This window comes from Aminobacter sp. Y103A, from assembly GCF_030294925.1.
Lineage (GTDB): Bacteria > Pseudomonadota > Alphaproteobacteria > Rhizobiales > Rhizobiaceae > Aminobacter > Aminobacter ciceronei.
In genome coordinates this window covers 3,121,350-3,134,708 of the sequence record NZ_AP017986.1, presented here as the reverse complement: position 1 = coordinate 3,134,708, position 13,359 = coordinate 3,121,350, and the positions used below count along the sequence as shown (strand labels likewise).

General features: G+C 64.2%; 11 protein-coding genes. 4 read left to right on the top strand and 7 right to left on the bottom strand.

Annotated features, from left to right (window positions below):
* Window positions 1–11: 11 nt before the first annotated feature.
* Window positions 12–980 carry an RgsD C-terminal domain-containing protein gene (locus tag Amn_RS15325; protein WP_286290161.1) on the bottom strand — a complete coding sequence of 323 codons (969 nt, stop codon included), beginning with the start codon at window positions 978–980 and terminating at the stop codon, window positions 12–14.
* Between the two features lie 139 nt (window positions 981–1,119).
* Between Amn_RS15325 and Amn_RS15320 the strand changes: the two genes are divergently transcribed.
* Together Amn_RS15320 and Amn_RS15315 are read left to right on the top strand one after the other, a co-directional pair.
* Complete coding sequence (locus Amn_RS15320; protein ID WP_067961729.1) at window positions 1,120–1,704, top strand: nitroreductase family protein; 585 nt, start codon at window positions 1,120–1,122, stop codon at window positions 1,702–1,704.
* A 5-nt stretch (window positions 1,705–1,709) separates the two neighbouring features.
* On the top strand, window positions 1,710–2,315 hold the full coding sequence (locus Amn_RS15315; RefSeq protein WP_286290156.1) for a flavin reductase family protein: 606 nt from the start codon (window positions 1,710–1,712) through the stop codon (window positions 2,313–2,315).
* Window positions 2,316–2,318: 3 nt separating this feature from the next.
* Here Amn_RS15315 and Amn_RS15310 read toward each other — a convergent pair whose 3' ends face one another.
* Window positions 2,319–3,200: an HpcH/HpaI aldolase/citrate lyase family protein gene (locus tag Amn_RS15310; protein WP_286290155.1), complete on the bottom strand. Its 882-nt coding sequence runs from the start codon at window positions 3,198–3,200 to the stop codon at window positions 2,319–2,321.
* Window positions 3,200–3,655, bottom strand: a complete 456-nt coding sequence (locus Amn_RS15305; protein WP_067961733.1) for a MaoC family dehydratase — start codon at window positions 3,653–3,655, stop codon at window positions 3,200–3,202. Before Amn_RS15305 ends, Amn_RS15310 begins: the two co-directional genes overlap by 1 nt.
* A gap of 147 nt (window positions 3,656–3,802) precedes the next feature.
* Here Amn_RS15305 and Amn_RS15300 point away from each other — a divergent pair, with 147 nt between their 5' ends.
* Window positions 3,803–4,924 (top strand): DUF2336 domain-containing protein, encoded by a 1,122-nt coding sequence (locus Amn_RS15300; protein WP_286290149.1) that lies wholly within the window; start codon window positions 3,803–3,805, stop codon window positions 4,922–4,924.
* 31 nt (window positions 4,925–4,955) lie between these two features.
* Here Amn_RS15300 and parE read toward each other — a convergent pair whose 3' ends face one another.
* Complete coding sequence (gene parE / locus Amn_RS15295; RefSeq protein ID WP_067961737.1) at window positions 4,956–7,016, bottom strand: DNA topoisomerase IV subunit B; 2,061 nt, start codon at window positions 7,014–7,016, stop codon at window positions 4,956–4,958.
* A 256-nt stretch (window positions 7,017–7,272) separates the two neighbouring features.
* On the opposite strand from parE, the gene Amn_RS15290 reads away from it, so the two are divergent.
* Window positions 7,273–8,448, top strand: coding sequence for a GGDEF domain-containing protein (locus Amn_RS15290; RefSeq protein ID WP_286290147.1), 1,176 nt, complete (start codon window positions 7,273–7,275; stop codon window positions 8,446–8,448).
* Between the two features lie 504 nt (window positions 8,449–8,952).
* On the opposite strand, the gene gcvP is transcribed toward Amn_RS15290, so the two are convergent.
* The 3 genes from gcvP to gcvT are packed head-to-tail and all read right to left on the bottom strand — an operon-like array spanning window position 8,953 to window position 13,252.
* Entirely contained in the window at window positions 8,953–11,763 is a 2,811-nt protein-coding gene (gene gcvP, locus Amn_RS15285) for an aminomethyl-transferring glycine dehydrogenase (RefSeq protein ID WP_286290145.1), read from the bottom strand.
* Window positions 11,764–11,777: 14 nt separating this feature from the next.
* Window positions 11,778–12,146, bottom strand: a complete 369-nt coding sequence (gcvH, locus tag Amn_RS15280) for a glycine cleavage system protein GcvH (RefSeq protein ID WP_018427756.1) — start codon at window positions 12,144–12,146, stop codon at window positions 11,778–11,780.
* Between the two features lie 5 nt (window positions 12,147–12,151).
* On the bottom strand, window positions 12,152–13,252 hold the full coding sequence (gene gcvT / locus Amn_RS15275) for a glycine cleavage system aminomethyltransferase GcvT (RefSeq protein WP_067961746.1): 1,101 nt from the start codon (window positions 13,250–13,252) through the stop codon (window positions 12,152–12,154).
* Window positions 13,253–13,359 lie beyond the last annotated feature (107 nt).

Below are 13,359 nucleotides of genomic sequence, written 5' to 3'. Positions count from 1 at the left end.
CTTGCTGAAGCCTAGTCCGCGCCTTCGTTGGGGTCGATGGCGGCGTCTTCCGAGGCGACAACTTCGACGTCCTGGTTGCGGCCGGCAACGACGGTGAAGTCGCGCTGGTAGATGCGATCGCGGTTCTTGGCGATAATTGTGTAGTCGCCTTCCGACAGCACCATCGAGGCGAAGGCACCGACGGCCTCGCGCAGCGGGTCGCCTGACTCCGTCAGCACCGACCAGGACGTGTCGGCGATGGCTTCGCCGCCGGCTTCGCGCACCAACTTGAAGGTGACGTCTGCGGCGCGGTGCTCGACGGTTGCCTCGGTCAGCTTGCCGGCTTCGACGCGGATGTCTGAGCGGATGACGGCGTTGACGCTGCCATAGGTCGAGACGACGTGATAGGTGCCCGAATTGAGCCGCACCACCGAATTGGGCGCGACGTTGGGGATGATCAGCGCCCGTTCGCCGTCGCTGGTGGAATCACCTTCGAAGATCGAGAATTTGAGCTTGGCCGGCGGGATGCGGACGCCGCCGGAAAGCACGGCGTCGAGCTTCAGGCCACCGGCGTCGAGCACCAGGCTCTCACGCTTGCCCTGCTTGCCAACGGTGATGCGCTTGGTGGCGCCGGCGCGGCCATAGGAGGCATGGACGAGGTAGCTGCCGGGCGGCAGCTGGAACATGCTGGTGCCGCCCAGGGCCGAAGCGACCAGCGGTAGCTTGCCGTCGGGTCCGGCCTCGGGGCGGAAGACGCGCCAGACCAGGCCGCGGCCGATGTCGCTGCCCTTGTCGGTCAGCTGCGCGGTCAGCGTGATCTCGCCAAGGGCGCCCGTCGCCAGCGGTTCGTCGCCGCGCGGCGAGGCAAAACTAGAAATGCCGGGAAGGCTCAACCCGTCGATTGCCGCGGCACCGTCCTGCGCGAAAACGGCCGCAGGCTGCACGGCGAACAGCGCGACAGCCAGAATCGGCGCGAAAAGTCGGAAGGATCCCCTCAGCATCCCTTGTTTGAAGCGCAAGGCGGTGGCAATTTCAAGGCTATTCCGGCGCGATGGATTCTCAACCGCACTGCGCCGATGCCAGAGCAGCCACCATTTACGGACAGGCGCTTCAGCCCAACATCCAAGGAGTGCCCGCGCCGTGACATCGCCGATTATCGACTTCCTGCTGACCCGCAACTCCGCGCCGATCCCCGAACTCCGGGCGCCGGCACCGTCCGACGCCGAGATCGCCACCATTCTGGCGGCGGCAAGCCGCGTGCCTGATCACGGCCGGCTGGAGCCCTGGCGCTTCATTCTCTATCGTGGCGACGTGCGTGTCGAGATCGGCCAGAAGCTGGCTGACTTGGCTGAACGCCGGGAAGGACCGCTGCCGGAAGGCCGACGCAACCAGGAGCTTGCCCGATTCTCGCGCGCGCCGCTGGTCATCGGCGTGGTGTCCAGCCCCAAGGACCATCCCAAGATCCCCGAATGGGAAATGTTCCTGTCGGGCGGCATGGCGGCGATGAACCTGATTACCGCAGCCAATGCGCTCGGTTACGGCACCAACATGATCACCAACTGGTATTCGGATTGCGAAGAGGGCCGCGCACTGCTTGGCCTTGCGCCGCATGAACGTGTTGTCGGCTTCGTCCATATCGGCTCCTATGATGGCGCCGGACAGGAGCGCCAGCGTCCAGACGTGGCAAAGCTCTATGCTGACTATGCCGGGCCTTGGGAGGGCTAGCACAGGTGTTCTACGAGCCGTCGAAAGGCCACGGACTACCGCATGACCCATTCAAGTCGCTGGTGTCGCCGCGGCCGATCGGCTGGATTTCGTCCGTCGGCAAGGATGGGGCGGTCAATCTCGCACCCTATTCGTTCTTCAACGCGCTGTCCGGCAAGCCGCCGCTGGTGTGGTTTTCCTCCGAGGGTCAGAAGGACAGTGCCACCTTCGCCAGCGAAACCAGGGAGTTCGTTGCCAATCTCGTCGGGCGCGACCTGGCCGAGAAGATGAACAAGAGTTCGGTCAATGCGCCGCGCGGTGTCAGCGAGTTCGCTTATGCCGGGCTGACGCCGGTGCCTTCGCGGCTGGTGGCGCCGCCACGCGTCGGCGAGGCACCCGCTGCGCTGGAATGCAAGGTCACCGAGATCTTCCGCCCCAGAGGTCTGAGCGGGCAGGAGACCGGCGCCATCGTCGTCATCGGCGAGGTCGTCGGCATCCACATCGACGAGGCCTATCTGACCGATGGGTTGTTCGACGTCGTCAAGGCCGGCAACGTCTCGCGCCTCGGCTACATGGATTATTCGACGATCGATGCCATCTTCTCGATGCGGCGGCCGCGCTGGGAGGACTGAACCTCAGCCGGCGACGCCGGCAGCACGCGCCCGGGCCAGCAGGCGCTGGGCGAGCCTCAGATGCGGCCGGTCATACATCTTGCCGTTGATGCCGACCACGCCCGGATTGCCCGCCTCCTCGAAGGCGGTGACGATGGAGGCCGCGTGTGCCACCGCATCAGTGGTCGGTGTGAACGCCTCGTTGATGATGGCGACCTGGTCCGGATGGATCGCCATCTTGGCAGTGAAGCCGTCACGTTCGGCTTCGAGGCACTCGGCGCGCAGGCCCTCGCCATCCCGGAAGTTGACGAAGACGGTGTCCACAGCGGCAACGTCGGCTGCCGCTGCACCCAGCACCGTCATTGCCCGCGCCAGGCGGAACACGTCGGTGTAGCGGCAGTCACTGTCGCGTGCGACGCGTGCGCCGATGGCCGCCGAAAGGTCTTCCGCCCCCCATGTCAGCCCGGCAAGCCGGGCACTTGCGCCGGCATAGCTGCCGGTCGCCAGCACGCCGGCCGGGGTTTCCGTGATGATCGGGATGATGCGGATGGCGCCGTCCGGCAGGCCGTTTTCCGCCTCATGCACACGCAGTTTGGTAGAGAGATGCTGGACGTCGGCGCCGGAATTCGACTTGGGCAGCATGATGCCGTCTGGCGCGATCGGCACGATCGCCCTGAGGTCGTCGTCGGTGAGTCCGGTCGACAGGTCATTGACGCGCACATAGATCGACGCGCGGGTGTCGTTGCGCTTGCTGGCGATGAAGTCGGCGGCGACGCCGCGCGCATGCGCCTTGTTGTCGGGTGAGACCGAATCCTCGAGATCGACGATGACGACGTCGGCGCCGGACGAAAAACCGCGTTCGAGCTTCTTTTCGGAATCGCCTGGAACGAACAGCAGCGAGCGCATCAGGCCGCCTTCTTCTTCATCATCATCGCCTGGCGCTGGCATTTGGCAACGAGCGCGCCGTCCTGATTATAGGCGCAATGCAGGAACTCGACGATGCCGCGATCGGTTTTCGATTTCGATTCGCGCACCGAAAGCACCTCCGTCTCGACACGAATCGTGTCGCCGTGAAAGACCGGATGCGGGAAGGTGGTCTCGGTCATGCCGAGATTGCCGATGGTGGTGCCGAGCGTCGTGTCGTGCACTGAAATGCCGATCATCAGCCCGAGCGTGAACAATGAATTGACCAGCGGCTTGCCCCATTCGCTCCTGGCGGCAAAGTCGAAGTCGATGTGCAGCGGCTGGGGGTTGAGCGTCATCGTCGAGAAGAACATGTTGTCGCTCTCGGTTACGGTCTTGGTGAGCTGATGCCGGATCACCTGGCCGACGACGAATTCCTCAAGATACAGTCCAGCCATCGGCAACTCCTCCCGTTGTGCGGATTTGATAGGCGCTGCCTCGCGGCCCGGCAAGGGTTAACGGATATGGTGAACCGTTCGTAAACCTTTTCTTCCTAGGGTCGTCATTGGGTTTGGGCGCTTGCTGCCAGGGGCGAAGAAAAGCGGATGGTCGTTTCGCATTTCCTGAAATGGATAGACACAGCCAAGGTGGGTGAGCGGGCGGCCGCGGCTGCCGCTCTTGCGAGCGCCTATGTCAACCGCGAGATGCCGTTCGAGGATCGCTGCGCAGCTGAAGCGGCGCTCACGCTGCTGCTCGACGACCCGTCTTCGAAAGTGCGCCAGGCGCTGGCCGAGGCGCTTTCGATGAGCGTCCACGCACCGCTCCAGATCATCGCAGCCCTTGCCGCTGACCAGCCCGACGTTGCGGCGATGGTGCTGGCGCGTTCTCCCTTGCTGACCGACGCTGACCTTATCGACCGCGTTGCATCGGGCTCGATTGCCATCCAGAAGCTCGTTGCCGACCGGCCGGTCGTGTCGATGTCGGTTTCGGCTGCGATCGCTGAAGTCGGTGAGGCCGAAGCCTGCGTCGTCCTGCTGCGGAATTATGGCGCCGACATCGCCTCGCTGAGCTTCCGCCGCATGGCTGAGCGCTTTGGCCATGATGCGCACGTGCGCGAGGCACTTGTCGCCGATCCGCGCCTGCCGTCCGATTGCCGGCACCTGCTGCTGGTCAAGCTTGGCGAGGCCTTGAAGGCCTCGCCCTTCGTCATGGCATTGATGGGCGCCGCGCGCGCCGAAAAGGTGACGCGCGATGCCTGCGTCAAGTCTTCGCTGACGTTGATCGAGGGCACCCGCGCCAACGAACACATGGCGCTTGTCGAACATCTCAGGTTGCGCGGCGACCTGACCGCAAGCTTCATCATCCGCATCCTTGCCCATGGCAAGGTCGATTTCTTCGGCGCTGCCCTTGTCGTCCTGACCGGTCGCGACGAACCACGGGTGAGGGCGCTGCTTTCTGCTGGGCAAGACGTCGCGCTGACCGCGCTGTTGCGCTCCGCCGGCCTCGCCGATGCGACACACGCGATCATCCTGCGGGCGCTGAAGATCTGGCGCGAAGTTGCCAATGGCCGTCGTGTCGCCGGTGCCCAGGAAGTCAGTTGGCTGATGCTCAAGGAACTGGGTGGCCAGGCAGCCGAAGGCGAATTGGCCTCTTTGGTGAAGTCGATCCACCTCGAAGCCCTGCGTGAAAACGCCCGCGGCCACGCTCTGGCGATAGCGGCCGCCTGACTGCGGGCCGCTTTCTTCATTCAAATCCTGATCAGATATCCAGCGCGTCCGCTGCGGCGAACTCGGCGCGTTCCTGGATAAAGCGGAAACGCAGCTCCGGCTTGGTTCCCATCAGCGCGTCGACGGCGCTCTTGGTGTCGTCTTCGCTCTCATTGACCTCGACACGCAGCAGCGTGCGTTTCTTCGGGTCCATCGTCGTTTCCTTGAGCTGCGAGGCCATCATCTCGCCAAGGCCCTTGAATCGACCGATCTCGATCTTGCCGCGCCCAGTGAACTCGGTCTTCAGCAACTCCTCCTTGTGGGCGTCGTCGCGGGCATAGGCGACCTTGCCACCCTGGCGGATCGAGTAGAGTGGCGGCACCGCCATGTAAAGGTGTCCACCACGGACGAGCTCTGGCATCTCCTGGTAGAAGAAGGTGATCAAAAGCGAGGCGATGTGCGCGCCGTCGACGTCGGCGTCGGTCATGATGATGACGCGGTCGTAGCGCAGGTCCTCTTCGCGGTATTTCGAGCGCGTGCCGCAGCCGAGCGCCTGGATCAGGTCGCCGATCAACTGGTTCGAGGCCAGCTTGTCGTTGCCGGCGCTGGCGACGTTGAGGATCTTGCCGCGCAGCGGCAGGATCGCCTGCATCGAGCGGTCGCGCGCCTGCTTGGCCGAGCCACCCGCCGAGTCACCCTCGACGATGAACAGTTCGGCGCCGGCGGCAGCATTCTGCGTGCAGTCGGCCAGCTTGCCGGGCAGGCGCAGCTTGCGCACCGCGCTCTTGCGCGACACTTCCTTTTCCTGGCGCCGCCGCACGCGCTCGTCGGCGCGCGCAATCACCCAGTCGAGCAGCTTGGAAGCTTCCTGCGGATTGTCGGCGAGCCAGTGGTCGAACGGGTCGCGGATCGCCGTCTCGACGATGCGCATGGCCTCGACAGTTGCCAGCTTATCCTTGGTCTGGCCGACAAACTCGGGCTCGCGGATGAACACCGATAGCATGCCGGCGGCCGAGATCATCACGTCTTCGCTGGTGACGATCGAGGCGCGCTTGTTGCCGACGAGGTCGGCATAGGCGCGCAGGCCACGCGTCAGTATGTTGCGGAAGCCCATCTCGTGGGTGCCGCCGTCGCCCGTCGGGATGGTGTTGCAGTAGGAATTGATGAAGCCGTCGCCGCCGAACCAGGTGACGGCCCACTCGACCGAGCCGTGGCCGCTCTGCTTCTCGCTCTTGCCCGAGAAGATTTCACGGGTGACCTGCATCTCACTGCCGAGCGAGGCCTTGAGATAGTCGCCGAGACCGCCGGGGAAGTGGAACACGGCCTTGGCAGGCGTCTCGTCCTTTTCCTTGATCAGCGTGGGATCGCAGCTCCAGCGGATTTCGACGCCGCCGAACAGATAGGCCTTGGAGCGCGCCATCTTGTAGATGCGTGCCGGTTCGAAATGCGCGCCCTTGCCGAAGATGTCCGGGTCGGGGTGGAAGCGCACCTTGGTGCCGCGCCTGTTCTGGACGTCGCCAAGGCTTTCCAGCCCGCCCTGCGGGACGCCGCGCGAAAAACGCTGACGGAACAGTTTGCGGTTGCGCGCCACCTCGACTTCAAGCTGGTCGGAGAGCGCGTTGACGACCGAAACGCCGACACCGTGCAGGCCGCCCGAGGTCTCATAAACCTTGGAGTCGAACTTACCACCGGCATGCAGCGTGGTCATGATGACCTCGAGCGCCGACTTGTTCTTGAACTTGGGGTGCGGATCGACCGGGATGCCGCGACCGTTATCGGTGACGGTGAGGAACCCCTCGGCGTCGAGCTCGACCTCGATGAAGGTCGCATGGCCAGCCACCGCCTCGTCCATCGAGTTGTCGATGACTTCGGCAAAGAGATGGTGCAGCGCCTTTTCGTCGGTGCCGCCGATATACATACCGGGGCGACGGCGGACGGGCTCCAGGCCTTCGAGAACTTCGATATCGGCAGCACTGTAGCTGTCGCTGGCGTCCTTTGCCGGAGCAGGGCGCTTCGCCGCCGCGGCCGCCGCGACCAGCGGGTCAACCGGACGGGAAACGGGGCGTGCAGGCTGGTTGCCGAGATTGCCGAAAAGGTCGCTGTTGTCGTCCATGCTCAATACGGTTGTTCCGCGCTGCGAATCACTTGTCGAGTTTGCCAGTTTTGCCGGTCCGGCAACAGTTCCTGATCTGTTCGTCCCCCGCCCGTTCGATTTGCCCGAATTGGCAGGGCCGGCGCAACCTTTCGTAAACGCTAACCGAAGTCGCAGCACTCAGCTGACGATGGCGCGGCAATGTAAGGTTGCGGCTGACCCGGAATGTCCAATAACTGCTGCCCGAACATTCGGACATCAGGAAGGCCGCGCCCCCGTGCTTGACTTTGGTTCCCTGTTGCTCGCCACGGCCCTGTCGGGTGCGTGTCTGAGCGGAACACTCGTCGCGATCTGGCTGACGGCGCGTCAGTCCCGTTTCGTTCTCACGATGGCGGTGGGAATACTACTTCTTGTCACCCATGTCATCGCCTTTTGGCTTTATGGTCGCCATGCCTCCTCATGGCTCGGGCAGGGCATGTTGGCGCTGCTCGTCGCCGGCTTCTTCGTCGTCTTCACCTCCGCCGACCAGTATATCGAGCGCGGCTGGTCGAAACCCGCAGCCTTTCCGGTCGCCGCGATCATCGTCCTGACAGTCGTGGTCACCGCGGCGGGCTTCGACGGTCTCGGCTTTGTCATCGCCTATTCGGCGGTAACAGGCATCCTCGTCATGACCGCGACCGCATTCTGGACGAGCAAGGAGGTCGACCGCCGCGTGCTGGCCCCGGTCTCGCTGCTTACCGGCAGCAGCGCCATATCCTTCGCGCTATGCGCCTTCGTCATCGTGCAGCAGAAGCAGTGGGTGCTCGGCAGCGTGCCCAGGAACTGGGCCGAGGACGTCAATACTGTCGTGGTCGTTGCCTGCATGACCGCACTTGGGGCACTCACCATCTCGTTCCACCATCTGCGCACCCAGAGCCGGCTGACCGAGGAAACGCTGACCGATCCGCTGACGGGGCTGATGAACCGCCGGGCGCTTACGTCGCTGCATGGCGACACGCAGTTCGGTGAACGCCGGGCTCTCGCCATGGCCGATCTCGACCACTTCAAGCGGACCAACGATGTCTTCGGCCATGCCGTGGGCGACCGGGTGCTCCAGCGTTTTGCCGATGTTGTCAGAAGACAATCGCGCGACGGCGTCGAGGTATTCCGGCTCGGTGGCGAGGAATTTGCCATCGTCATCTCGGGAATGAGCACGCTGGAGGTCTATGACGTCCTGCGCAAGATTGGCGCGTCTTTCGGCGCCGAGGTCGTCGGCACCAAGCTCGGCCCGCTCCGGAGCACGGTCAGCGTTGGCGTGTGTTTCGGCGATGATGAGCCGCGCACGGTCGAACAGATGCTGCTTGGAGCCGATGCTGCGCTCTACGCCGCCAAGCGCGCCGGCCGCAACCGCGTCGCGACGGCTGGAAATGCGGGCAGCAAGGCTTATCGCGAGCCGGAACTGCTGTTTGCTTGATAGCATCGGCGAACCCGACGATTGTCCGACCTAGCTGCAGGGCTCACTCCGGATTGGCTGCACAGGCAGGCGGGTGATGGTTGCCTTTGATGTCGCGATGCGAGAGCTTGATTTACAAAGTAAAGCAAAGAGTCGGAGAGTGCGATGGAGAGGCGAGAGGCATTCGAACGCCTTCTTGATATAGCGGTAGAAAGTAGAGTTCTACTAAACGACCTTCTTTTGGATTGCCAAGGCAAAATCTCCGACAAAGACTTTGTTGAGTTGAGGACGGCGGTGGGAATCGCCATGGGAAACATGTTTGTCGAGACTGTTGTACCGATACTGAATGAGTTTCCCGAACTGAACACTGCATCAAAGTTGCGTAGCCCGACCCCGTTGGGCCACCCGTTCGATCTCTGACGAACGGCCATTTCGGCGTACGCTGCGGTTTAAGCCGACAGGCTATGAATCAAATCGGCGGCGCCCGTGAGGTGCGCCGCCGATGAAGGTGTTCGCCGGGTCAGGTTACTCGGCTGCGCCGAGGTACTCGCTCAGCGGCGGGCAGGCGCAGACCAGGTTGCGGTCGCCGGCGACGTTGTCGATGCGCGACACCGGCGGCCAGTACTTGGAGACAGTGTCGGGATCGCCGCCGGGATAGGCCGCTTCGAGGCGCGAGTAGGGGTGCTTCCACTCGCCGGCCAGCGTCTCGGTCGCCGTGTGTGGCGCGTTGACCAGCGGATTGTCATCCCTAGGCCATTCGCCTTTTTCGACCTTTGCCGCTTCGTTGGCGATGGCGATCATCGCTTCGCAGAAACGGTCGATCTCGTGCTTCGGCTCGGACTCGGTCGGCTCGACCATCAGCGTCCCGGCAACCGGCCACGACATGGTGGGCGCATGGAAGCCGTAGTCGATCAGGCGCTTGGCGATGTCCTCGACCGAGATGCCCGCACGCTCCTTGAGCACGCGGGTGTCGAGGATGCACTCATGCGCGACACGACCGTTGCGGCCCTTGAACAGCACGGGATAGTGCGCCTCGAGCTTGCTGACGATGTAGTTGGCATTGAGGATCGCCGTCTCCGTCGCGTGCTTGAGACCCGAAGCGCCCATCATCCGGATGTACATCCAGGTGATCGGCAGGATCGAGGCGCTGCCGAAGGGGGCAGCCGACACCGCATGCGCGCTGCCGATTTCGACATGGCCTGGCAGGAACGGCGCCAGGTGCGACTTGACGCCGATCGGGCCGATGCCGGGGCCGCCGCCGCCATGCGGAATGCAGAACGTCTTGTGCAGGTTCATGTGGCACACGTCGGCACCGATGTCGGCGGGCCGCGAAAGCGCAACCATCGCGTTCAGGTTGGCACCGTCGAAATAGACCTGGCCACCATGGGCATGGACGATCTCGCAGATGTCGCGCGCACCTTCCTCGAACACGCCATGCGTCGAGGGGTAGGTGAACATCAGCGCCGCGAGCTTGTCGGCGTGCTGCTCGGCCTTCACCTTGAGGTCGGTGACGTCGATGTCGCCATCTTCGAGGCAGTGCACGACAACAACGTCCATGCCGGCCATGGCAGCACTGGCCGGGTTGGTGCCATGCGCCGAGGACGGGATGAGGCAGATGTTGCGCTGCGTCTCACCACGCGAATGGTGATAGCGGCGGATGGCCAGAAGGCCGGCATATTCACCCTGGCTGCCGGCATTCGGCTGAAGGCTGACGGCGTCGAAGCCGGTGATTTCGCACAGCCATGCTTCGAGGTCGTCGGTCATCGCGCGATAACCGAGGGAATGGCTGGTCGGCGCGAACGGATGCAGGTTGGCGACCGACGGCCAGCTGACCGGCATCATCTCGGCGGCGGCATTGAGCTTCATGGTGCAGGAGCCGAGCGGGATCATGGCGCGGTCGAGCGCCAGGTCCTTGTCGGCCAGCCTGCGCAGGAAGCGCATCATGTCGGTTTCCGAGCGGTTCTGGTGGAACACCGGCTGGGTCAGGAACTCCTTGCCGCGCGGCTGGCCCGGCAGCGAACGCTTGGCTTCGGCCACGACCTTTGCGCCAAACAGGGCAGCGATCGCTTCGAGATCGGCAGCTGTCGAGGTCTCGTCGAAGGCGACCGAGACATGGTCGGCGTCGATGACACGCAGCAGGCGGCCGGTCTTCTCGGCCTCGGCGGCAATAGCCTCGGCCTTGCCCTTGGCCTCGATGGTGACGGTGTCGAAACGTTTGTCGCCAAGCACCGGCAGGCCGGCAGCTTTCAGGCTCTCGGCAAGACGGCTGGCCAGCGCGTGGACCCGCTCGGCGATCGCCTGCAGGCCGACCGAGCCGTGCCAGATGGCATAAGATGCCGCCATGTTGGCAAGCAAGGCCTGTGCGGTGCAGATGTTCGACGTCGCCTTGTCGCGGCGGATGTGCTGTTCGCGGGTCTGCAGTGCGAGGCGGTAACCGGGGCGGCCCTTGCTGTCGACCGACTGGCCAACGAGGCGGCCAGGCATCAGGCGGGTCAGCTTGTCGGAGACGGCGCAGTATGCTGCGTGCGGACCGCCAAAGCCCATCGGCACGCCAAAGCGCTGCATCGACCCTGCGGCGATGTCGGCGCCAAGGCTGGCAGGCGTATCGGTTACGGTCAGGCTGAGCGGATCCGAGACGAAGATGACGATGGCGCCGACGGCCTTGGCCTTCTCGATCGCCGCCCTGTGGTCGCCATAGACGCCGTTGGTGTCGGGCCAGGAAACGATCAGCGCTGCCGTGTTGTCGTCGATGGTCTCGCCGTCGATCTCGGTGCCCAGCGGCTCGGCGCGGGTACGAACGACGTCGAGGACCTGCGGGTGCGCTGCACCCGCAATGGCGACGCGGCTGCGCTTGTCGCGGTGATGGCGCAGCGCGATGCCGACCGCTTCGGCAACGGCGGTTGCTTCGTCGAGCAGCGAGGCGGAGGCGACCGGCAGGCCGGTCAGTTCGGCGACCAGCGTCTGGAAGTGGAACAGGAGCTCCAGGCGGCCCTGGCTGATTTCGGCCTGGTAAGGCGTGTAGGCGGTGTACCAGGCCGGGTTCTCGAACAGGTTGCGCTGGATGACCGGAGGCACGTTGACGCCGTGATAGCCGGCGCCAATGAAGCTCTTCAGCACCTTGTTGCGGCCCATCTTCTCGCCAAGCTCGGCAAGCGCTTCATGTTCGCTCGCCGGGGCCGGCAGGTTGAGCGCGCGGTCGAGCCGGATCGACTTCGGCACGGCCTGCGAAATCAGCGTTTCCACGGAGGGTACGCCGATGGCGGTGAGCATGGCGCGGGTTTGTTTTGGGCCGGGCCCAATGTGGCGGGCCGAAAAGGGATAGGGTGCGGTGGTCATCTCAGGCGATCCTGTCAACCGATATGGGCTTTGTAGCCCGCTTCATCCATCAGGCCGTCGAGCTGGCCCGCATTGGCGATCTTCATCTTCCACAGCCAGCCGTCGCCTGATGCAGCCGAATTGACGAGCGCCGGGTCGGACGAGAGCGTTGCATTGGCTTCGGTGATGTCGCCGTCGATCGGTGCATAGACGTCCGATGCGGCCTTGACCGACTCGACGACCACGGCGACGTCGCCCTTGGCGAGCTTGCGGCCGGCTTCCGGCAGGTCGACGAAGACCAGGTCGCCAAGCTGTTCCTGGGCGTAGTCGGTAATGCCGACGGTAGCGATGTCGCCTTCAACGCGGATCCACTCGTGGTCTTCGGTGAAATAGGTCTTGGTCATGGAAATTATCCTTTGCGGTAGCGATGCTGCGTGAAGGGAAGAGAATGAACGTCGACGGGCACCTTGGTGCCGCGGACGTCGGCGAAGACACGGGTGCCGGCCTTGGCCAGCGACGCTGAGACATAGCCCATGGCGACCGGGAATCCGGCCGACGGGCCAAAGCCGCCCGAGGTGACGCGGCCGATCAGCTTGCCGTCGGCATCGAACAGCTCGGCGCCGGAGCGCACCGGCTGGCGGCCTTCAGGCTTCAGGCCGACGCGCTTTTCCTTGGCGCCGTCGGCGAGGATCGCAGCAAGTGCCGCGCGGCCGATAAAGCCGCCGTCTGCACGCAGGTCCTTGGGGATCGCCCACATCAGGCCGGCACTTGCAGGGTCGTTGTCGGGGGTGATGTCGTTGCCATGCAGGCAGAGCCCGGCTTCGAGGCGCAGGCTGTCGCGTGCGGCAAGGCCGATCCACATGGCGCGCTCGTCGGCCAGAAGCTTGGCAAGCAATTCGCGCGCGTCTGCCTCCGGCAGGCCGATCTCGAAACCATCCTCGCCGGTATAGCCGGAGCGGCTCATGAACCAGGTGGCGCGCGGCTCGAAGCCCTGCATGAAGAACAGCGCGTCGGTGGCAATGCCGGCCTTGCCGAGCACTGTGGCCGCCTCGGGGCCCTGGATCGCGATGAAGACGCGGTCGAGCGGCTCGATCGTGGCGTCGAAGTCCTTGGCCAGCGCACGCAGATGCGCTTCGTCGGTCGCTGCGTTGCCGGCATTGGCCACCACCATGAAACGCTCGTCGCCGAGACGGGTGATGATCAGGTCGTCGATGATGCCGGCGGTCTCGGTCAGGAAGAAGGTGTATTTCGACTGCCTGGTCTCAAGCGCGCGCGCATCGAGCGGGCAGGCGCGGTTGATGAGGTCGGCGGCCCCCGGGCCGGTGACAAGGAACAGCTTCATGTGGGAGATGTCGAACAGGCCGACATGCTCCCGGGTGTGAAGGTGTTCCTTCATCACGCCGGCAGGATAGGTCAGCGGCATGTTCCAGCCGGCGAAGGCGCCAAAGCGCGCACCGGCGGCTGCATGCAGATCTGCAAGTGGGAGTTGGTTGGTGGCTTCGCCTGTCATGTCTTCTCCAGAGTCGCACGTGTCCAGCCGCTTGTGGCAGCCATTCCGTGCCCCTCTGTCTGAAGCCTGAGAGACTCGCGCTCCGGAACTCTGTCGGCAGCGCTTAC

Coding starts and splice junctions, on each gene's coding strand:
- gcvH (WP_018427756.1), bottom strand. CDS start 12,146: ATGACCAAGACCTATTTCACCGAAGACCACGAGTGGATCCGCGTTGAA.
- Amn_RS15310 (WP_286290155.1), bottom strand. CDS start 3,200: ATGCGCTCGCTGCTGTTCGTTCCAGGCGATTCCGAAAAGAAGCTCGAA.
- Amn_RS15325 (WP_286290161.1), bottom strand. CDS start 980: ATGCTGAGGGGATCCTTCCGACTTTTCGCGCCGATTCTGGCTGTCGCG.
- parE (WP_067961737.1), bottom strand. CDS start 7,016: ATGGACGACAACAGCGACCTTTTCGGCAATCTCGGCAACCAGCCTGCA.
- gcvT (WP_067961746.1), bottom strand. CDS start 13,252: ATGACAGGCGAAGCCACCAACCAACTCCCACTTGCAGATCTGCATGCA.
- gcvP (WP_286290145.1), bottom strand. CDS start 11,763: ATGACCACCGCACCCTATCCCTTTTCGGCCCGCCACATTGGGCCCGGC.
- Amn_RS15305 (WP_067961733.1), bottom strand. CDS start 3,655: ATGGCTGGACTGTATCTTGAGGAATTCGTCGTCGGCCAGGTGATCCGG.
- Amn_RS15300 (WP_286290149.1), top strand. CDS start 3,803: ATGGTCGTTTCGCATTTCCTGAAATGGATAGACACAGCCAAGGTGGGT.